Raw genomic sequence first — 21,677 nt, forward strand, 5'->3', positions numbered from 1 at the left:
ATGTAATATTTTATCTTATATTATACACAAAACATAACCAATAGTTTCATCTTCATATCTATATTTAAATTTTTACAATTTAAATTTTCACAAAAATATATTGTCTTTTTGTTCTGTATGTTATATATTATATATAACAAATATAACTTATCTAACAGATAAATATAATAATTTTTTAAAGGAGGTTATAAACTATGAAATTAGAATTAGACTTTAGCAGTAGTAAATCCATCTACCTACAAATAGAAGATAATCTTATAAAATCAATAGCAAAGGGTGAACTCAAAATAGGAGAATCTCTACCTTCTGTCAGAAGTATGGCTGAAGATATTGGTGTAAACCTTCACACCGTCAACAAAGCCTATAACGAGCTTAAAGACAGAGGTTATCTAAATATCGATAGAAGAAAAGGTGCTGTTGTAGCAGATCTTCCAATGGAAAAGAACGAAATCAAGGAAAAAGAATTATTTGATGAGCTAGAAATACTAATATCTAATTCATTCTTATCAGGTATTCAAAAGGATGAATTCCTAAAATTAGCAGAAAAAATTTACAATGAATGTGAGGTTGTTAAAAATGACTAACTATAATATAGAATTAATGGTTATGGTTCCTATAATTATTTTACTTGCAGTTGTAGACTACAATATGCAAAAATTTACAAGTAAGAAAGTGTTTTATGGTGTTAATATTCCAGAAAAATATAGAGATTTTGAAGAATTAAAGCATATAGATAAAAGCTACAAGAGATGTATACTAATCTCTACCGCTGCTGTACTTATAATTCAAATTGGATTATCTTTATATGCTAATTTCACACTAAACGAAAATCTTTATCTTACAGCTGTTACAGTGCCTATAATACTTACTGTTATTTTGTACTACTTTATATACTATGGTAGCTACAAAAAGGTACTCGAATTTAAAAAAGAACATATTTCTACAATAAATTCAGAGCTTAAATCAGAAAGAACTCAGATACTTGATGTAGATTTTATACATGAAAGAGATAAATTAGTAAAAAAATACAGCTTAATCTATATTATTCCTATACTTTTAGTTGTAGCTTCTTCAGCTTATGCTTTTATTAACTATGATAAAATCCCTGAAATGATGCCTACACACTTCAACTTCCAAGGAATTGCAGATGGATTTACTGTAAAAACTAAGGCTTCTTTCTTTACACAGATAGGTATGCAAATAGTAGTAATGGTTTTAGTTTATTTCGGCTCAGTTTACTCTTTAAAAGCTAGAATAAAAATAGATAAAAGTGATTCTAAATCTGATATAGCTAATACTATTAAGTACCTAAACCATTTAGCTAGCGAATCATTCCTTATGCTATTTGCAATGGCTTTACTTTTCAGTTCAATTTCATTTGGACTTGTTAATCAAGAAGTAAATCAAATTCTTGTAATTTTATCAACTGTAATACTTCTAGCATCAATAGTTCATTTAATTTATACATCATCTAAATTAAAGAAAGGTAACTATTCAGATGTTTCATATACTGTGGATGATGATGACAAATACTGGGTTTTAGGTTGTTTCTACTACAATCCAAATGAACCTTCAGCATTTGTTCAGAAAAGATTTGGAATTGGTTGGACTGTCAATTTAGGAAGTACTAAAGGAAAACTTATGGTTGCTTGCATTGTACTTATGTTAGTTATAACACTTTATGTAAGTTTTAAATTTGCAGCTTAAATAAATTTATAGGGATAATACATCTTGTGGATTAAAAAGCCATAGACAAACTCCTCTCCAGGCAATCTAGTTGCATTGTCGAGTTCGTTTTGTCTATGGCTTCAAGCCACTAAGTTAGCTATTATCCCTATAAAAATTGATTTAAGCAAGTATAGTGTTATAATACATAAGAGTATACTGACAAATAATATGTAAATTTTAATTTATTATACTATCTTAAATGGATTTAAATTAGTTTCACTCTTAATCACTTCTACTCCATCCAATTCATTTGATAAAAAGTTATACATAACATCCTTAAATATATTTTCGCTATCAAAATGTCCACAGTCTACTAAATTCATTCCCATATCGAACACATCCTGAGCTTCATGATATTTAACATCTCCTGTTAAAATAACATCTGCCCCTTCTTTAGCAGCTAGTTTTGCAAATTCTGAGCCAGAGCCAGTTACAACTGCTACTTTAGATATTTCTTTATCTAAATCTCCAACAACTTTAAGACACTCTATATTTAATACACTTTTTAATTTATTACAAAGTTCTTTTAAGCTAACAGACTCTTCTAATTCACCAATTCTACCAAGTCCATATACTTTTCCTTCACAGTAATTATCATCAGAATCTATTTTATCTAACACCTTTGTATTTTTAAATTCCATAACTTCCATAAAATAGTCGTTTAAGCCGTCAAATGCTATATCAAAGTTAGTATGCATTGAGTAAACTGCAATATCATTTTTTATAAGCTTGTGGATTAAATTTCCTTTTAAATCTCCTGTATTTACTCTGTTTATTTTCCCAAATATGAATGGATGATGAGTAACTACAAGGTCTACACCTTTTTCTATAGCCTCATACACAACCGCTTCATTTGCTTCAAGTACTGTCATTACTTTTTTAACATCTGAATCAAAATCTCCAACCAAAAGACCTACATTATCCCAATCATAAGCTAAACACACCGGATATTTACATTCAATTTTTTTAGTTATATCTTTTAATTTCACAATTATCACCTTTTCTAATTATAATTATTTTATTAATTTTCATTGAAATGTATTATTATAACATTTTTTCTAATTTTTCTATTTTAGATTCTACTTCTTCTCTTCTTTTTCTTATATTTTCGTTGTCTATTCCTTCAAATTTTTCTAAAATAGCCCTATTTGTTCTTATTTTCTTTTCTACAAACTCCTTAAATAATTCATTCTTATTATTTAATAGTTTTTCTCCAACTTCATAATATATCTCATCTGAAGGTGCATTGTTTTCACCTGTATATCTAGCAGTCATTATTTCATATATTCTAAAGTCCTCATTTTCTAATACTTCTTCCATTATTTCATATCCATTATTTAACAGATATTTTCTAAGCTCCTCCTGAGCCTGCATTGGCTGAAGTATTAATTTTTCTGTACTCTGAGCAACTTCTTTTTTAGCTTCTAATATATCAGCTATTAAAGCCCCTCCCATTCCTGCTATTATAATTTCATCTACTTCGCCTTTTTCAAGTACTTCTATACCTGAACCAAGTCTTAGCTCTGTTTTATCCTCTAATCCGTTGTGTCTAACTTCTTTTCTTGCATTTTCTAAAGGCCCTTTGTTTATATCTGCTAAAATAGCAAATGGAATTGTTCCTTTATTTAATAAATATACGGGGATATATCCGTGGTCTGTACCTATATCCGCAACTCTCTTCCCCTCAGATACAAAAGAGGCTATTTTATATAATCTATCTGTAAGCTTCATAAATTCATTCCTTTCAATTTATCTATTATTTCTAAATTTAATTTTTTAATTATATTATTTATTCTGGATAGAAAAAATACGTCTTTTTTCAAGACGTATTTTCTCTTTATTTTTATTAATCAAGAATTTTATTAATCAAGATAATCTCTAAGTTTCTTAGATCTACTAGGATGTCTTAATTTTCTAAGTGCTTTAGCTTCTATCTGTCTTATTCTTTCTCTTGTAACATCAAACTCTTTACCAACTTCTTCAAGAGTTCTTGCTCTACCATCTTCAAGTCCAAATCTTAATTTAAGAACTTTCTGTTCTCTTTCATTTAATGAACCTAAAACTTCATCTATCTGTTCTTTTAATAATGAATATGCAGCTGATATATCTGGAGCTGGAGCATCATCATCTGGTATGAAATCTCCTAAGTGAGAATCTTCTTCTTCACCTATTGGAGTTTCTAATGATACTGGATCCTGTGCTATTTTCATTATTTCTCTTACTTTTTCTTCTGAAAGATCCATTTCTTTAGCTATTTCTTCAGGTTTTGCATCTCTACCTAATTCCTGAAGTAACTGTCTTGAAACTCTCATAAGTTTGTTTATTGTTTCAACCATGTGTACAGGTATTCTTATTGTTCTTGCCTGGTCTGCTATTGCACGAGTTATGGCCTGTCTTATCCACCAAGTCGCATATGTACTGAATTTAAATCCTTTTTCATAGTCGAATTTTTCAACTGCTTTTATAAGACCTAGGTTACCTTCCTGAATTAAATCAAGGAATAACATTCCTCTACCTACGTATCTTTTAGCTATACTTACAACTAGTCTTAAGTTCGCCTCTACTAGTCTCTGTTTTGCTAACTCATCACCTTCATGCATTCTCTTAGCATATTCAACTTCTTCATGTGGTTTAAGTAGTGGGATTTTACCTATTTCTTTAAGGTACATTCTAACTGGGTCATCGATGCTTATTCCTTTTGGAAGTGATAAATCTAATTCTTCAGATTCTCCATCTTTGTCATCATCATCTGAAATAGAATCATCTATATGATCGAATCCCATATCATCATTATTGCTTGCAACAAAAGTTGCATTGTTTTTCTTAGATTTTTCATCTACTAACTCTATTCCTACACTCTGAAGTGTATCATAAAGGTTATCCATCTGCTCTTTGTTCATTTCAACTGTTTCAAAAGCATCACCTATTTCTTCAAATGTAAGAGACCCGTTCTTCTTCCCTTTTAATATCAGTGCGTTTGCCTTTTCTTTTAGCTCTTTGTTTTTGTTTTCTGCTTTAACTTTATCCACACTTAAACCCCCTTTATAAATTTCTCAATCTTTTATTCAAATCTACTGCTTGTAAAGCTATATTCATAATCTCAACATCTAGTTCTTTTAATAATTCTTTTTCATTATTATCTAGATTTTTTCTTTTTTCTTCAAGTTCTGATTGTTTTCTTCTCAGATTGTTTATTTTATTTTTCAAAGAATTTCTTTTTACACTTTTTACAGTTTCTTCGATTTCTTTTAAATTTTTTGTATCTATACTATCCAACGATACTTTCTTTAAAGATTCTATATATTTTTCATCTATATCTGCTAATTCACTTGAATCAACAACCTTTTCAGAATCAACTTTAGAAAGATACCTAGTTATTTTTTTACTTTCTTCCATTAAAAATTCATTTTCATCTATTTTTAATAGTATTTTTTCTCTAGCAGCCGGAATATTCATCATTATTTTTATTAACATTATTTCAGTAAGTTCTTCTCCATGCTGAATAGCGTCCATTTTTTCTATATTCGGCTTTTCATCTTGAGTATATCTATTAAATTTTTTATTAGATGAAATTTTAGAATTATAGGATTTGCCGTATATTTCTCTTTTTACCGCATCTTCATCCAACTGAACTATTCCGCTCAGATATTTTATATAATAATCTATCTCAACAGGACTTTTTAATTGTTTTATTATATTAACCGCTTCTTTTGCAAATTTTATGTTATCTCCATCTCTTGATAAGTCAAAAGAATCCTTTAAGTTATCTATTTTAAACTTAATCCGTGGTACAGCATCTCTCATAGCCTTTTTGTATTCGTCAGTTCCGTATTTTCTAACATATTCATCTGGATCCTTTGAATCCTTTAAATTTAGTACTTTAACTGATAATCCAGCTTCGACTAAAATATCAATTGCTCTAAGACTTGCTTTTATTCCTGGTCCATCAGAATCATACGATATTATAACGTTGTCTGCATATCTCTTTATCAAATGAGCCTGTTGACTTGTAAGAGCTGTTCCAAGTGTAGCCACTGCTATTTGTATACCATATTGATATAACGATATTAAATCCATATACCCCTCTACAAGAATAACTGTTCTTGAAGAAAGATTTTTTCTAGCAAAATTTAATCCATACAAATTATGCCTTTTATTAAAGATTAACGTATCTGGCGAATTTAGGTACTTAGGTAGTGAATCGTCTAACACCCTTCCACCAAATCCGATTACATTCCCTCTATAATCGAATATTGGGAACATAACTCTATTTCTAAATTTATCATAATATTTATCTGTTTTTGTACTTTTTCCTATCAAGCCACATTCCAAAAGCTCTTCTCTACTATAACCTTTTTCATTCATTAAATAATCCATTAGACTACTCCAAGAATCTGGAGAATATCCCAACCCGAATTTTTTTATAGTTCTATCATCGAGACCTCTATTTTTTAAATATTCATATCCTCTGTTTTTAGTTTGTAAGAGGTTTGCAAAATAGTATCTCGCTGCTTCTGTATGTATATCTTGATATTTTTTACTTAATTCAATTTTTCTTTTTGTGTCTTCATCGATGTTAAAATTTATGTCTATTCCACATCTAGTTGCAAGCATTCTAACTGCATCCATAAAATCTAGATTTTCCATTTTCATGACAAAATTTATAACATCTCCGCCCTCCCCACAGCCAAAACATTTATAAACCTGTTTTGCTGTACTTATATGAAAAGACGGTGTTTTTTCGACATGAAAAGGACATAAAGCTTTATAATTTTGACCTGAAGGCTGTATTTTTATATAGTCGCCTATTACGCTGGCTATATCGCATCTAGCCTTGATTTCCTCTATAATCTCTTTCATATCGTTCATATTAACACATCCCTCTGTTTTTTGTCTTAACATTTCTATTTTACACGAATTTTTATCTTTGTCAATGTTAATAATATAAATAATTCGACTTTTTTTAAGAATATCCTTCTTTTATTTATAATTTTTTCTAAAATTTTCTAATCTTTTCCATTAATTCTTTAAAATCATCAAAATCTAAAGATTGTTCTCCATCAGAAAGAGCTTCATCTGGATTAGGATGTACTTCTACCATTATTCCATCAGCACCACACGCCATTGCAGCATAAGACATAGGTTTTACTAATTCTCTTATCCCAGTACCATGGCTTGGATCTACTATTACAGGTAAACCAGTTTCTTTCTTTATTATTGGGACAGCTGCTAAATCTAATGTATTTCTAGTATAATCATCGTAAGTTCTTATTCCTCTTTCACACATTATAATTTTTTCATTTCCTTCAACTGATATATATTCAGCAGAGCAAATCCATTCTTTTATTGTAGCAGCAAGTCCTCTTTTTAACATAACAGGCTTATCCTGTTTACCTGCCTCTGATAAAAGTGGAAAGTTCTGCATATTTCTAGAACCAATCTGAATTATATCCGTAGCATCATATACCTTTTCTAAATCTCTAATGTCCATTAATTCTGTTATAACGGGCATTTTTGTTTTTTTTCTTACTTCTTTTAAAATCTCAAGCCCTTCTTCCTTAAGTCCATTAAATGAAAAAGAAGATGTTCTAGGTTTATAAGCTCCACCTCTTAAAATATCCGCTCCTTGACTTTTTACAAATTCCGCAGTTTTTAAAAACTGTTCATAACTTTCAATCGCACAAGGTCCAGCTATTACAATCTTATCTTTTCCGAACTCTATTCCTTTTTCTCTATTTATAACAATTTTTTTCTGCTGAGAAAATGGGTTATTTTCATCTATTTCAAATTCTTCTATATTTCTTTTTTCTCCATCAGGAAGGTTATTAAATGTATCCGATACATTTTCTCCATTTATATCAAGTTCTGTACTTAAATCTAACAATGGTCTAAGCACAAAAGCTCTTTCCTTCATAAGAGGATGAGGAACCTTTAAATTTTCTGTGTCTATCACTTCATCATTATAAAGAAGTATGTCGACATCTATAGTTCTAGGCCCCCATTTTATTATTCTTTTTCTATTTAATTTTGTTTCTATATTTTGGCAAAATCTAAGCATTTCCTGTGGATTAAAGCTAGTTTCTACCTCTAAACATATATTTAAAAAATCTGGCTGTTCTGTATATCCCCATGCCTTTGTTTCGTATATCTTTGACTTTTTAACAGAAAAAACATATACACTATCTTCAATCATTTCGCACGCTCTATTCAGATAGCCAAGTCTATTTCCCATATTAGTTCCAAGACTAAGATAAACTTTGTTCATTCTTATATCTCCTTATTTCTACTCCCATATAATCGAAAATTCCTTTAACGGGAGCTTCTTTTTTTCTTACTCTAACCATAACAGAAAATGCACTTTCGAATCTGTTTAATATTTCCGTTGCTATATTTTCTGCTAAGGCTTCTATTAAATTAAATCTTTTATCTTCTGTAAAAGATCTAGTTATTTCATAAACTTCAGCATAATTTATAGTTTTTGTAAAATCGTCATTTAATCCGGCCTCTTTAGTACTAGTTTCGATTTCTATATCTATAAAAAATTTCTGTCCTAAAACACTCTCTTCTTTTAAAAGTCCATGGTATCCATAAAATGCCATATCCTTTAAAATAATTTTATCCATAACTCTCACCTCTTTAAAAGATTACTATCTATATATAGCATCTGCCATTTTTGCAGCTCTTAGGTTTTCAGTTATATCGTGAACTCTTACTATATCAACGCCATCTCTAACCCCAAGTACAGTAGTTGCAACTGTTCCTTCAACTCTATCCTTTGGTTCTAAGTGTAGTACATTTCCTATAACAGATTTTCTTGAAGTACCTAAAAGTATAGGATATCCTAAATCTCTAAGTTCTCCAAGTCTTCTTAATACTTCTAAATTCTGCTCAAATGTTTTACCAAATCCTATACCTGGGTCTAAAACTATTTTTTCTTTTTTAACACCTGCATCTAGTGCCATTTTTATACTTTCGTTTAAGAAATCTTTTATTGATTCCATTATATCCTTATCGTATTCTGTTCCGTCCTGATTGTGCATTATACAAACTTCTGCATCGTATTTAGCTACTACATTTGCCATATTTTCGTCTCTTCTAAGACCCCAAACATCATTTACCATTTCTACGCCTAATTTTAGTGCCTCTTCAGCAACATCTGCCTTATATGTGTCTATAGACATAGGAACTGATATTTCCTCTCTTAAAGCCTTTATAACTGGAACTACCCTTCTTATTTCTTCTTCACTATCTACGTAAGTATGTCCTGGTCTTGTAGATTCTCCACCAATATCTACCATATCAGCACCTTCTGCTACCATTTCTTTAGCATGTTTTAATGCTTTTTCAACTGAATTAAAATCTCCTCCATCAGAAAAACTGTCTGGTGTAACATTTAATATCCCCATTATATAAGTTCTTTTTCCATAATCTAACATCTATCTATACCTCCTATTTCATAAGTATTAAATTCATCGCTTCTGTTCTAGTTGCAATATCTTTTGCAAATACACCTCTTACCGCTGAAGTAACTGTCTTTGAGCCAGGTTTTTTAACACCTCTCATTGTCATACACATATGTTCAGCCTCTATAACTACCATAACACCATAAGGTCTTAATTCTTCCATTATTATATCCGCAGTCTCTTTTGCTATTCTTTCCTGTAATTGAGGTCTTTTTGCTATTGTCTCAACCACTCTAGCTAATTTTGAAAGTCCTGTAAGTCTACCACCCTTTGGAATATATACAACATGAGCTTTTCCAAAGAACGGAACTAAATGATGTTCACAGCAAGAGTAAAATGGTATATCTTTTACTATAACCATTTCTTCGTGTGACTCCTCAGGGAAAGTTACTTTTAAATGCTCTCTTGGATCTTGGAAAATACCGCAGAATATTTCTTCATACATTCTAGCTACTCTGTTTGGAGTCTCTTTAAGTCCTTCTCTATCTGGATCTTCTCCTATAGCTTCTAAAATATCCCTAACTGCTCTTTTTATTTTCTCCTTATCCATTTTGCCTTCTTTTAGTTCCATATTTTCTTTTGAATCTAACATCTAAAACACTTCCTTTTTATTAGTTTTTATTTATTTTTTCATACATTATTTTACATTTTTCAATCATCTTCTCAGAAATTTTTTCCTTTTCAAATATTACAACAGGGTTTGAAATTGCTTTTATAAAGAATTTTTCTTCTTTTTCTATGTATTTATACGCACTTTCTATAGAAAAATAATTAATATCAAACTCTACACCATAATAATTTGAAAACTCTCTTATCTGATCAGATATCTGTTTTTCTCTTATAACAAATAAATCTATATCATTTATAGATAAATCTTCATCTGATAAATTTTTATACTTTGCCGAACCTACTAGCATAATTAGTGTATTATTATCATCTTCTTTTAATCTATCTACAACAAAATTAAATGCATCTACTTCTTTTTTTCCCATTTCTTACACCTCCTAAACCGATTCTATTTTAGGCAGTACTATATACATTTCTATAAATTTTTTTTATTTCCTCTTTTTATTTTAAATTTTTTTATTTTATTTATATTTTGTGATTTATTTTATCAGTTTATCACATATTTTCAAAGTACAAAAATAGGGAACTTACTTTATAAATTCCCCATTTCATCTATTTTATTTAATTTATTTTCTTTTTGTCTATTTTCTTCCTGAAAAAACTTCTTCAAATGACATTCCAAAAATTACCGGTTTATCATTCTCCCAAGTTCCGCTGTATAAAATTTCTCCATGTTCATCGTAGAAAGTTCCTTCTCCATGTTTTTTACCATATACAAAATCACCTTCGTAGCTCTTTCCATCTTCCCAGATAAATCTACCTTTTCCATTTATTATATTATTTTCCCACTGTCCTTCGTATACTAAGTCTCCATTTCTATCAAAGCAACTTCCACGTCCATTAAATCTTCCTGATTTAAACTCACCTATATATATGTCTCCTTCTCTCCACTGATAGAATCCATATCCGTCTTTTCTACTATCTTTCCATTCTCCAAGGTATTCAGCTCCACTATTGTAAACCATTCTGCCTATTCCATTTGCCATCTCTCTTCTGAAGTTTCCTGTGTATTCGTCTCCATTTGAGAATTTGTATATTCCTTTACCTTCTCTGTTGTTATTTCTAAAATCTCCAACATACTCATTTTTTATTTCTCTTTCAGAGTAGAAGATATAATTCCCCATTCCATGCATTTTATTGTTTATCATTTTACCAATGTATATGTCCCCATTTGAAAATTCATATATTCTCTCTACAGGTTTTACATTTTTACCATCTGGGTTAGGAGTGTATGAGTCTACCTCCATATCCATTCCATATTCTCTTTCTTCCTCAAATTCCTCTTCTAAATATTCATCTTCCTCAAAATCTTCAGCCTCCGGATTGTTATCTAAATCATCTAGGTAAAGAATATCATCATCTAAAATTTCCTCTTCATACTCTATATCATCGTAAACATCTGTATCTACTATTCCCATATCTTCTAAAAAATCATCCTCTTCACTATCTTTTAAAAGATTTAAAGCCTTTACAACATCCTCTGCATTCATTCCATAATCGTCATCTACATCTAAATCTATATTTTCATAACTAGATTCTTCATCGATTGGAGTATTTTTTTCAACATAAAACTCTGAATTTTGGTAGTACTCTTTTTCTCTTTCCTCCTCTTCTTCAGATAATTTTCTCCGCATCTCTATTTCATTAACTTCAAATTCTGTTGCATATTCTTCTCTTTTTATTAATTTTTCCCTCTTTACTTCAAAAGCTCTAACCTTTTTTTCAATTGCCCCTATTTCTCTATTATATCTATTAAATATTTCTTTATATCTTCTAGGTAAATTCATAACTTTTCCTCCAAAGTAAAACATGTTTATTATATATTATTTAAATTACTTTCTTATATTATTATAATACTAATTTCTTTCTTATAAAAGCAAAAAAATAAATCCTCATGTTTTTAACACGAGGATTTTAATTTCCCATATAATATAATTTAATTTTAAAGATCTTTTGCTTTGAATCCTCTACCTTTTACCTCTGTTATATCATTTACAGAAATAAATGCTTTGTTATCGCAGCTAAGAGAAATTTCTTTTATCTGAGGGATTTCACTTGTAGAAACTATAGTATATATTATTTTCTTCTTCTGATGTGTGTAAGCTCCTTCTGCTTCAAGGAATGTTACACCTCTTACTAGTTTCTTCATTATTATCTCAGATATTTCTTCAGCTTTATCAGATACAACCATAACAGCCTTCTGTGAATTCATCGCATCTTTTACGAAGTTCATAGCTGTTGCATTCATAAATATATCTATTAATGTATAAAGTGCTAAATCAAGTCCAAATAAGAAACTTCCTATAAATACTATTACAGCATTTATTGCCATTGCAGTATCCTTTATTTCTATATTTTTCTTTACTTTTAAAATAGCAGCTATTATATCTGTACCACCAGTAGATGCTTTTGCTCTAAATACAAGTCCAACTCCTGCTCCTGATAATAATCCACCGTATATAGCCTGTAGAATCATATCATTTATAGCTATATACTGAGATATATCAGATGTTATACCTAATAAAAATGAAAATATTGCCATATTAATTAAACTTAATATGCAGAATTCTTTTTCAAGATATATAAATCCTAATATAAATACTGGAATATTTACAACAAATGTTAAGAACCCTATGTTCATCCCTGTAAGGTAGTTGATTGCTGTTGATATACCTGTCGCCCCTCCACTTAGAAGTCCTGCTGGTCTTAAGAATCCATTTACTCCTATAGACGTTATCAACATTCCTACTATCATCGTTAAAAATCTTAAACTAGGATGCTCTTTTAGAGTATCTTTTACTTCACTCATCTTTTTCTCCCTTCAATTTCCTCAATTTAATAATTATTTTATACTAATCCCAAACTGTAAATTAGCACTTTCTAACTTCACATATATATTATAATCAAATTTTTCTTATTGTCTAGTCCAAAATAGCTATACTTTTTTAGCAATATATTCATTTTTGACTTTGATTATTACATATTTTATCTTTTTAGATTAAATTAATGAATTATATTTTTTATATCTTGCATTTTTTTGCCACTTTTCTTGCTATTCTATAGATTTATTGAAATTATTTTTGCTAACTTTTCAATTTTATAAATTGAAGGTAAATTTAATTATATTAAAAATTTTTTATTTTTCTTCCTAAAAAAAATTTATTTATCAAATTTTTGAAGGAGTATATAAACAATTTTTTATAAGAATTTTATCAAAATAGGAATCAATATAACAGTAAGAGTTCCAGATATACCTATTGATAAACCACTCATAGCTCCTTCAACTTCTCCCATTTCTATGGCTTTTGTTGTTCCAAGTGCATGAGATGCTGTTCCAAGAGCTATTCCCCTAGCTATAGGATGCTTTATTCCACCTATTTTAAATACTAGTGGAGAGATTATAGCACCCAATATTCCTGTACAAATTATAGCAACAACAGTTATTGCCTCTACTCCTCCAAGTGAATTTGTAAGAGATATACCCATTGGAGTAGTTATTGATTTTGGTATAAGAGAATTTAAAAGAGATGAATCTGCATTTAAAGCTCCTCCAAGTATCTTTATAGATACAAATGATACTAAAACACCTGCTGTTATCCCTATTATTATCTCTAACATATTTTCTTTAAATAATTCAAACTGTTTGTAAAGAGGTACTGCTAGAACAACTGTTACTGGAGATAAGAAAAAGTTTATACTATCTCCACCTATTTTATACGCCTCATAAGGTATTTTTGTAATGCTTAAGAAAGCGATTATACATATTATCGCTATAAGTAATGGATTAAATATAGGATTTCCTGTTTTTCTTTGAATAAACCTTCCCAAATTATAAAAAATTATAGTCAAAAGAAGACCAAATATTGGCGTTTGTGTTACATCATACATTAGATTTATTTTCCTTTCTTTTCATCATTATCTCAACCACAATACCTGTGCACCACATAACTATAACTGTAGTGACGAATATTGCTAATACTAGAAGTATTATATTTTGTTTTATAAGATCCATAGATTTTATAAGTGATACTCCTGCTGGTACGAAAAATAACGCCATATTATCTAAAAAGAAACCAGATATACTGTCTATACTTTCTATACTTATAATTTTAAACTGTAGCATTAAAAATAACAGAATCATACCAACTATGCTTCCTGGAATTAATACAAATCCTGATATTATAGAGCTTATATACTCTCCAACTGCCCAAATTCCAAGAATTATTGCTAACTGATTAAATATTTTCATTAATCATTCCTCCTTTCCCCTTAAACAAAATACCACATATTGTATACAATAGTCAAAGATATATTAATTATAACATTATATACTTTTATTTTTACTAGAAGTTACAATATGTTAAATACCTTTTTTATTAATTTAAACTTTCTTTCATCAAATGGTGGATATTTCATACTTATATCCGCAATTTTTTTAGATTTTACAATAGATTTTTGATGACTAAATGCATCAAAACTAGCTTTGCCATGATAATTTCCAAGTCCACTTCTACCAATTCCCCCAAAAGGAAGTCCTTCAGAAGTACAATGAATTATAGTATCATTTACACATCCTCCACCAAAAGAAACTTTTTCGATTATTTCCTTTTCAAAATTTTTATCTTCTGTAAATAAATATAAAGCTAGTGGATTTTTATTTTTTTCTATAATATTAAATATTTCATTTTTATTTTTATATACAATAATTGGAAGAATCGGCCCAAATATTTCTTCCTGCATTATTTTTTCATCTGTATTGTATACCTCTAATATAGTCGGCTCTATTTTTAATTGCTCCTCATCGCATTTACCACCATATATAAGTTTTTTATCTTCAAATAATCCACAAACTCTATCAAAGTTTCTTTTATTTATTATCTTAGGATAATCCTTAGATTCTATAGGATTTTCTCCATAAAATTTCTTAATATAGTATATAATTTTATCTCTAAGTTCTAAAAATACTAGTCTATCGGCTATTATATAATCCGGAGCTACACAAGTTTGACCTGCATTCATAAATTTTCCCCACACTATTTTCTTAGCGGCATTATCTAAATCTGCACTTCTATCTATTATGCATGGGCTTTTCCCTCCTAATTCTAACACACATGGTATCAGTCTTTTTCCTGCAGACTCTGCAACAGATGCACCTATTTTAGGATTACCTGTGTAGAAAATAAAATCCACATCTGATTCTATCAAACTTATTGCCTCATCCGCTTCTCCTGAAAATACTGAAACATATTCTTCATCAAATACTTCTTCAATTATTTCTCTAACAACTCCTGATGTAAATGGAGATAGCTCTGATAACTTCAATATGCTACAATTTCCAGCTGCAATGCTACCTATTAGAGGCATAAGTGCTAATTGAAATGGGTAATTCCAAGGCGATAATATAAGACATACTCCATAAGGTTGATTGTATATCTTATTATCAGATAATGGATTCATCATAGAAGCACTTACCTTTTTAGGCTTTGACCATTTTTCTAAGTTTTTTATTATATTTTTCAATTCACTCTTTACGATTCCAAGCTCTGTTTCATATCCTTCAAACTTTGATTTCCCCAAATCAAGTCTTAAAGCATATAATATTTTATCTTCGTATTTATCAATAGTATTTTTTAAACTATTTAAATATTTTTTTCTGTAATTTACATCTATAGTTTTTCCTGATTTAAAAAACTCCCTTTGATTACTTACTACCTCATTATATCTTTTCATTTTGCCACCTCTAAAATTAATCTCTTAATATATTATTATATTTATTTGAATAAAAAGAAAGAGGTTGCTAAATTTTTTCAACAACCCCTATAAAATTCTTATTTAATTTTTATCTATGTTTTTTACTTCTTTTTTATCAGTCTCAGGTTTTTGAGCTTCCCCACCTGAATTTCCTGAATTATTATCTGGCTTTTGTGTATTTCCATTATTTCCAGAGTTGTTTCCGCCTGGTTCCTGTGGCTCAGTTGGTTTTTGCTCTACTGGTGCAGTTCCTACAAATATAACACCATTCTTTTTAGGATAACTAGATGTAGCTATTTTTTCTTTTTTAATCTGTTTTCCATTTTTGTCTTTGTAAATTCTATATGTTTCTACAACATATCCGTTTCTACTAGGTTTATCAACTTCCTCTTTACCTGCTGGTAAATCGCTTTTTTCTACTCTTTCTGGTGTAGCCTGTGATACAGATATTGTCTTAGTTTCTATTTCTATATCATGATCATCTGCCTTACTTCCAAATACCTGACATACTATTGAGCCACCTGTTACATAGTTCTGAATATATACATTATGTTTGTATGGATTTTTAAATACAAAGTCTATTCCACTATCTGTAACTGTAGCATCCCTACCCATACCAACATAAGAAGATGGTATAGAGTGATTTTTTACATTTACAATTTCCATTCCAGACTTAAGAGCTGCGTTGTATAAAGTTGAAGAAACCTGGCAGACTCCTCCACCTAAGTCCTCCTGCATCTCACCTTGTACTATGACAGGTGCACTTTTATATCCATTTGCCTTGTTTCTTTTTCCAACTATAGTATTAAAAGAATACTCTTGACCTGGTTTTAAAATAACACCACTAGATGCTTTTGTTGCAACTTTTATATTTTCAGTTCTATTATAATTATTTTTAAATGTTGTTACAGATGTTCCTAGAGCTGTATCAATTCCTTCAAGGTCTGCTTTTTTTATTTTAGGCTCATCAAGTGTTACAACAGCCTCTGTATCAAACTTATTTGAAGATAACCGTTTTTCTATTTTTTTACTTGTATCTTCCATATTAAGAACTACTCCATTCTTTTCTGGAACTATAGTTATCTTGTCATTATCTGTGTTTATACTTGCATTTTCTTTTTTTCTATTTACTTCTTTTTCAATCTTTTCAAGCTCTTCTTTTAACTTTGATTTATCATAGTTTATAGAGATATAAACTTTATTTTCTTTACCAAACATAGATTTAGCCATTCCAAACATATTAGAGAATATATTCCCTTCTCTGTTTATCTTATATGCATTTTCTACAGTTTTATCTATATTATATTTAAAGTTTACTTCATCTAAATTTAGTTTCCAACTTCTTTCGGCATTTTTTAAAGTAAAATCACTTACATCAAATACTTTAACTTTATCTTTTGCCTGTTCTTTAGTCATTCCTCCGACATTCATTCCATTTATAATTACATTTTCTGCAATCTTATCGCTTTTGACTTTAGAAAACATAAATCCTATTGTTCCCAGTATAATAACCAATATGGCTATTAATAATACTTTTATTTTTTTCGACATTAAACTTCTCCTTTTGGTTATTTTCAGATTATACCTGAATAAATTTTTAACTAGTATAAATTCCTCCCCTATTAAATTCTTACTAGTTTATTATCCTCGAAAGAATAAACCATACCGCTGTACATATCTACACAGTATAAGTCCTTTCCTCTTAAGAACCCTTTATTACCTATAAAGAAGAAATATGTATTTTCTTTTTTATCAAGTAATTCTCTTATTTTTTTGTCTGACTTAGAATATCTATCAGCTTTATCAACCTCTATAGTCTCTAACTTTTTATATACCCTTTTATTCTTTTCTAATTCAGTTTTTAAATTTTCTGTTGCATCTTTCTCAGATATGGCAAATTCAATCTGTCCGTTAGTATTAAGTCTAAAGAAGTTTAAACCATCTTTACTTTTATAAGATCTTTCTCCATCCTTATATAAATACAACTTTTTATTCTCTGCATTTATCAGAACCTCATTTATTCTTTTACCATCCTTTAATATTTCAGCATAGTAATATTTTTCCCCATTTACCATTTGAGGTAGTGGGCTTATTGTTATTCCTTCAGGTTCTGTCTCTGTTTTTTTGCAGTATATATTTTTTATATCCTCTGATCCTAAAGTGTATTCATCTAATTTTTTCTGATAATCTTTTAAAACTTTTTCTACTTTTTCATCATCAGGATAATATTTTTTTACATATTCAATATATTCAGTTGCTAGTTCATAGTTTCCTACTTTTGCTGCAGAGTATGCTTCTTGAAGATAATAATCGTACATTTTTTCTATACATTCTTTTTTATTATCCTCTGCTTTTTTATAGTATTTCTTGTCTCTTTCAAGAACTTTTTCATAATTTTCTATTGCCTTTTCATACTGGAACTTGTTTTGATATTCACGTCCCTGTTCGTATAACATCCTTGAATCGTATATAGACTCTATTTCCTGTCTATACTCTTCTGTACCTACTTCCATACCTTGAAGTGCAGATATTGAATCCACAAATGATTTTGCAGTTTCATAACTTATCTCATCATTGCTATACATATCAGTTGCTTTTTTACACTGATCTAGTAAATGTTCATTTTTTATTGTTATCCTATCCAATGAATTTACCATATTTACAAATCCAGTAAACTGCTCTTTAGAAATACTTCCATTAAAGAAATCATTTCCTGTATTTTCTAGGAATTTATTTATTTTTTTAGATAGTTTAGCATTAAAACTATCCATCTTACTTTCTGAAAATTCTTTTTCAAGAGATGAGTAGTAATCTATTGCTATTGCATATTGTCTAGCTTCAATATAATCCATCATATGACCTATTTCTGAATAGTATCTAAAATGGTTCCATACAGCAAATATTAATACTAATACCACAACTATCTTTACTGCACTTTTTTTATTAAAATTCTCGAATTTGGGTAGGTTTCTTTTTTCTCGCTTCTTTTTTCTTCTATAATCCGGTTCTTTTTCACCCGAATCATTTAACCATCCATCAATTTTCATAGATTTTCCCCTTCATAATCTCCTTTTATAATTTTTAAATATATTCTATTTTAAGCTTTTGTCCGTAAAAAAAATAAAACACAGTAACAACTGTGTTTATTTTTGTATATACAATTGCATTTTTCCGAGCAAATAAATATCTTGTATTTTCTAAATAAATGTAATAATACTATGATACCTTTCTTCTGTATTCTCTTTCTGGAGTAGATACTGCTGGTGTGCTCTTTTTACGAACTTTTGGTTTAGATACCACTTTCTTCTTAGCAGGTTTTCTAAATATTTTATCACCATTAACAAATAGCATAATGATACTCAATCCAAGTCCTACAAGTGTAGCTGGAACAAAGTACCACCAAACATCTGGAGTATTAATATCTAAAAAAGCGTTTATTACTCTTAAAACAACTGCTGAACCATAAGATATTATAAATGACATAGCAGTGTATTTAAATATTTTTTTACAAGTTCTTTTTATACTTTTTACTTTTGCTCTTAACCTTTTCAAGAAATCACCTCCACTGTATTTACTACATGCATTTTAAATTAACATAATATAGTTTAACTATATCAAAAAAAATCAAGCTTTGCAAGAACTTTCACACTATTATTGTGTATTATGGTATCATTGTTTTACATTATTATATGAACACAATATTTTTACTATATAAACATTATATTTTTACTATATAAATACAATATTTTTAAAATTCTTTAGAAGCTTTTCCTGAAATTTTTTCAGGCACAACCTTAATTATATCTGTTATTTCAAAAAGTTTTTCTATATATTCATTTCCAGCATCTACATAATCTGTTGAGTATGTTTTTATAACTTCTCTTAAAACTTTTCTTTTTTCATCATCGTCAGTTACAATAGACGCCTGTCCAAAAATCACAACGCTTTTATATCCTACAGTAAATTTTTCTGGAATAAATTCATATTCTGAAACTGCACTTATACATACTTTTGAATTATTATTTATATTGTCGATTTTATGTCCTTTTTTTGAGCAATGATAGTAAATATTTCCATCAAGATAAACATGATTCATCGGAACTGAATAAGGATATCCATCATCTACAGATACTGTAGATAAAAAACTTACATCTGAATTTTTTAGTATTTCTATCCCAGCCAAACTTCCTTTATCTCTATCAACTCTTCTCATATCTCTGAACATTTAAACCACTCCTTTTTTATTTCATATATTTAAATTTTTAGCTTATCAAACTATTTTTTCTTTTGATTCTTATTTATATATATTCTATGCATATTATATTTTTCCTTTATTTAAAATTTCTTTATTTAGAAATATTATTTTTCATTTTTTGTATTATATTTCAAAAAATTCAAAAATAATCGTTGACAGAAATTGTTTTTTAGATTATGATTAATACAAGTTAAAAATAATAAATTTTCAGTAAATTCTTTGACGAGGAAGAGTAGCTGTTTTTAGGTTCAATACAGAGAGTTGGCGTTGGTGAGAGTTAGCAAGAAGGAAAATAGTGAATGGGCCTCAGAGAACCGGATTGAAATATTTTTAAAGTAGACTCCGGCGTTTGGTGTACGTTACAACACACAGAATATGTTAGTATTCTTGAGAGATGTATTTCTTGTATAAATTTATAAGGAATACGAATTTAGGTGGCAACGCGAATTAATACTTCGTCCTATGTATAGGACGAAGTTTTTTTATTTTACAGAAAAGGAGGTGTAAACTATGGTATGAACTTTACTAGAAGATAATATCGAATCAGAATGGCAAAATAATAAATTTAAAATACTTGGAGGAAAATACAATGAAAGCAATAGCAACAACAAATACAACTACAAAATTAAATACAAGAAAAATGGTTCTAAATTCAATACTTCTTGCAATAGGTCTTATACTTCATCAGATTACACCTGCTCTAGGGCTTCCTATGCAGCCAGACTTTGCACTACTTACAATGTTTATAGTAGTTTTAATAAATAAAAATGATTACAAAAGTTGCTTATTAGCAGGAATAGTTACTGGTGTATTCACAGCACTTACAACTAAATTCCCTGGTGGTCAGCTTCCTAATGTTATAGACAAAATAGTATCTGTAAACTTCGCATACTTACTTGTTTACTTAATGTATAGCATACCTTTCTTAAGAAAAATGGATATGAAAAAAGCAGGCAAAATAGTTTCTATATTCTTATTCCCACTAGGTACTCTTGTAAGTGGATCTATATTCCTACTTTCTGCTCAGTATATAGTTGGATTACCTACAGGATTTAGTTTACTTTTCATATCTGTTGTTATACCAGCAGTTATTTTGAATTTTATAGCAGGATTAGTTCTTTACAATGTAATACTTCGCTGCATAAAATAGAATATTCAGTTATAATTCCTTAAATATCCATAAAAAAAGATGCAATAATATTTTCCCATTTATATTATTGCATCTTTTTATTTTATTTATTTAGTCCGTCCTTGGCAAGTTGATCTGCCATTTCATTATATTTATCTCCCGTATGAGCTGCTACTTTTACAAAGCTAACATCTAGTCTATCTTTTATAGAATTGTAATAATCTCTATATTCCATAGTACCTTTTTTATTAGCCTTCCATTCTCCTGTGCACCATTTTTCAATACCTTGATAGTCATAATATAAAATCAACTTAGGTATTTTATTTTCAATGCAATATCTCATAGCATATTCTGATGCCTTTATTTCTCCAGCAACATTTCTCATACTTACATACTCTTCATCATTTCCACCGAAGCTTTCTGTATGTATAACTTCTCTATTTTTCAATATAACAGCTCCAGAACCATACTTTTTAATAGAGTGTTCATAACTTCCATCTACATAAACCTCTATTGTATTTTCATCAACTTTTATTTCTTTTTTTATTCCCTGAACAAAGTTTTCAGCCTCCTCCATAGTTGGAAAGCTTTTAAACTCTGCTCCTTTATATCCACTTATTTGTTTACTGCATTCAGTCCAAGTTAAAAATACACCTGTTTTATAACCTTTTCTAACTGCATAAAATTTCTTTTTAGCCAAACAAACACCTCCAATATTTTGTAA

The 21,677-nt window shown here is 29.1% G+C and carries 22 protein-coding genes and 1 other annotated feature; of the genes, 3 read left to right on the plus strand and 19 right to left on the minus strand.

All coding sequences use genetic code 11. The annotated features are described in order from the left end of the window. The first annotated feature begins 194 nt into the window (after positions 1-194). Both ACK2WO_RS10110 and ACK2WO_RS10115 read left to right on the plus strand, forming a co-directional pair. On the plus strand, positions 195-584 hold the full coding sequence (locus ACK2WO_RS10110) for a GntR family transcriptional regulator (protein ID WP_414697745.1): 390 nt from the start codon (positions 195-197) through the stop codon (positions 582-584). After that, positions 577-1,707 carry a DUF1648 domain-containing protein gene (locus ACK2WO_RS10115; RefSeq protein WP_414697746.1) on the plus strand — a complete coding sequence of 377 codons (1,131 nt, stop codon included), beginning with the start codon at positions 577-579 and terminating at the stop codon, positions 1,705-1,707. Before ACK2WO_RS10110 ends, ACK2WO_RS10115 begins: the two co-directional genes overlap by 8 nt. Before the next feature lie 206 nt (positions 1,708-1,913). On the opposite strand, the gene ACK2WO_RS10120 is transcribed toward ACK2WO_RS10115, so the two are convergent. The 18 genes from ACK2WO_RS10120 to ACK2WO_RS10205 all read right to left on the minus strand — a co-directional run bounded on the left by ACK2WO_RS10120 (position 1,914) and on the right by ACK2WO_RS10205 (position 19,794). Then, the gene (locus ACK2WO_RS10120) at positions 1,914-2,717 is read right to left on the minus strand and encodes a Nif3-like dinuclear metal center hexameric protein (RefSeq protein WP_414697747.1); all 804 of its coding nucleotides are present in this window, start codon (positions 2,715-2,717) and stop codon (positions 1,914-1,916) included. Positions 2,718-2,772: 55 nt separating this feature from the next. Further along, positions 2,773-3,459 (minus strand): tRNA (adenine(22)-N(1))-methyltransferase, encoded by a 687-nt coding sequence (locus tag ACK2WO_RS10125; protein ID WP_414697748.1) that lies wholly within the window; start codon positions 3,457-3,459, stop codon positions 2,773-2,775. A gap of 131 nt (positions 3,460-3,590) precedes the next feature. After that, positions 3,591-4,757, minus strand: a complete 1,167-nt coding sequence (rpoD, locus tag ACK2WO_RS10130; RefSeq protein WP_414697749.1) for an RNA polymerase sigma factor RpoD — start codon at positions 4,755-4,757, stop codon at positions 3,591-3,593. A gap of 13 nt (positions 4,758-4,770) precedes the next feature. After that, entirely contained in the window at positions 4,771-6,597 is a 1,827-nt protein-coding gene (gene dnaG / locus ACK2WO_RS10135; RefSeq protein ID WP_414697750.1) for a DNA primase, read from the minus strand. A gap of 127 nt (positions 6,598-6,724) precedes the next feature. After that, positions 6,725-7,993, minus strand: coding sequence for a 3-deoxy-7-phosphoheptulonate synthase (gene aroF / locus ACK2WO_RS10140; protein ID WP_414697751.1), 1,269 nt, complete (start codon positions 7,991-7,993; stop codon positions 6,725-6,727). Further along, entirely contained in the window at positions 7,974-8,351 is a 378-nt protein-coding gene (gene folB / locus ACK2WO_RS10145; RefSeq protein ID WP_414697752.1) for a dihydroneopterin aldolase, read from the minus strand. Before folB ends, aroF begins: the two co-directional genes overlap by 20 nt. A 24-nt stretch (positions 8,352-8,375) precedes the next feature. Beyond that, positions 8,376-9,164, minus strand: a complete 789-nt coding sequence (folP, locus tag ACK2WO_RS10150) for a dihydropteroate synthase (RefSeq protein WP_414697753.1) — start codon at positions 9,162-9,164, stop codon at positions 8,376-8,378. A 13-nt stretch (positions 9,165-9,177) separates the two neighbouring features. Then, positions 9,178-9,783, minus strand: a complete 606-nt coding sequence (folE, locus tag ACK2WO_RS10155) for a GTP cyclohydrolase I FolE (protein ID WP_414697754.1) — start codon at positions 9,781-9,783, stop codon at positions 9,178-9,180. Positions 9,784-9,802: 19 nt separating this feature from the next. Then, positions 9,803-10,183: a hypothetical protein gene (locus ACK2WO_RS10160; RefSeq protein ID WP_414697755.1), complete on the minus strand. Its 381-nt coding sequence runs from the start codon at positions 10,181-10,183 to the stop codon at positions 9,803-9,805. 216 nt (positions 10,184-10,399) lie between these two features. Then, a complete protein-coding gene (locus ACK2WO_RS10165) occupies positions 10,400-11,605 on the minus strand; it encodes an MORN repeat-containing protein (RefSeq protein WP_414697756.1) in 1,206 nt (401 codons plus the stop codon). 155 nt (positions 11,606-11,760) lie between these two features. Continuing rightward, positions 11,761-12,627 carry a YitT family protein gene (locus ACK2WO_RS10170; protein WP_178412888.1) on the minus strand — a complete coding sequence of 289 codons (867 nt, stop codon included), beginning with the start codon at positions 12,625-12,627 and terminating at the stop codon, positions 11,761-11,763. A 389-nt stretch (positions 12,628-13,016) separates the two neighbouring features. Beyond that, the gene (locus tag ACK2WO_RS10175) at positions 13,017-13,706 is read right to left on the minus strand and encodes an LrgB family protein (RefSeq protein ID WP_414697757.1); all 690 of its coding nucleotides are present in this window, start codon (positions 13,704-13,706) and stop codon (positions 13,017-13,019) included. Then, positions 13,699-14,067 (minus strand): CidA/LrgA family protein, encoded by a 369-nt coding sequence (locus ACK2WO_RS10180; protein ID WP_414697758.1) that lies wholly within the window; start codon positions 14,065-14,067, stop codon positions 13,699-13,701. Before ACK2WO_RS10180 ends, ACK2WO_RS10175 begins: the two co-directional genes overlap by 8 nt. Before the next feature lie 101 nt (positions 14,068-14,168). Next, entirely contained in the window at positions 14,169-15,548 is a 1,380-nt protein-coding gene (locus ACK2WO_RS10185; RefSeq protein ID WP_414697759.1) for an aldehyde dehydrogenase family protein, read from the minus strand. A 102-nt stretch (positions 15,549-15,650) separates the two neighbouring features. After that, positions 15,651-17,120 (minus strand): VanW family protein, encoded by a 1,470-nt coding sequence (locus tag ACK2WO_RS10190; RefSeq protein ID WP_414697760.1) that lies wholly within the window; start codon positions 17,118-17,120, stop codon positions 15,651-15,653. A gap of 71 nt (positions 17,121-17,191) precedes the next feature. Continuing rightward, positions 17,192-18,616: a UbiD family decarboxylase gene (locus ACK2WO_RS10195; protein WP_414697761.1), complete on the minus strand. Its 1,425-nt coding sequence runs from the start codon at positions 18,614-18,616 to the stop codon at positions 17,192-17,194. A 169-nt stretch (positions 18,617-18,785) separates the two neighbouring features. Next, complete coding sequence (locus ACK2WO_RS10200) at positions 18,786-19,121, minus strand: hypothetical protein (RefSeq protein ID WP_414697762.1); 336 nt, start codon at positions 19,119-19,121, stop codon at positions 18,786-18,788. A 196-nt stretch (positions 19,122-19,317) separates the two neighbouring features. After that, complete coding sequence (locus ACK2WO_RS10205) at positions 19,318-19,794, minus strand: pyridoxamine 5'-phosphate oxidase family protein (RefSeq protein WP_414697763.1); 477 nt, start codon at positions 19,792-19,794, stop codon at positions 19,318-19,320. A 240-nt stretch (positions 19,795-20,034) separates the two neighbouring features. After that, positions 20,035-20,290 (plus strand) — a binding site (T-box leader). A 123-nt stretch (positions 20,291-20,413) separates the two neighbouring features. Here ACK2WO_RS10205 and ACK2WO_RS10210 point away from each other — a divergent pair. Continuing rightward, complete coding sequence (locus tag ACK2WO_RS10210; protein ID WP_414697764.1) at positions 20,414-20,974, plus strand: tryptophan transporter; 561 nt, start codon at positions 20,414-20,416, stop codon at positions 20,972-20,974. Positions 20,975-21,056: 82 nt separating this feature from the next. Here ACK2WO_RS10210 and ACK2WO_RS10215 read toward each other — a convergent pair whose 3' ends face one another. Beyond that, entirely contained in the window at positions 21,057-21,653 is a 597-nt protein-coding gene (locus ACK2WO_RS10215; RefSeq protein ID WP_178411542.1) for a viroplasmin family protein, read from the minus strand. Positions 21,654-21,677: the final 24 nt, after the last annotated feature.

Source organism: Peptacetobacter sp. AB845 (assembly GCF_047528295.1).
Lineage (GTDB): Bacteria > Bacillota > Clostridia > Peptostreptococcales > Peptostreptococcaceae > Peptacetobacter.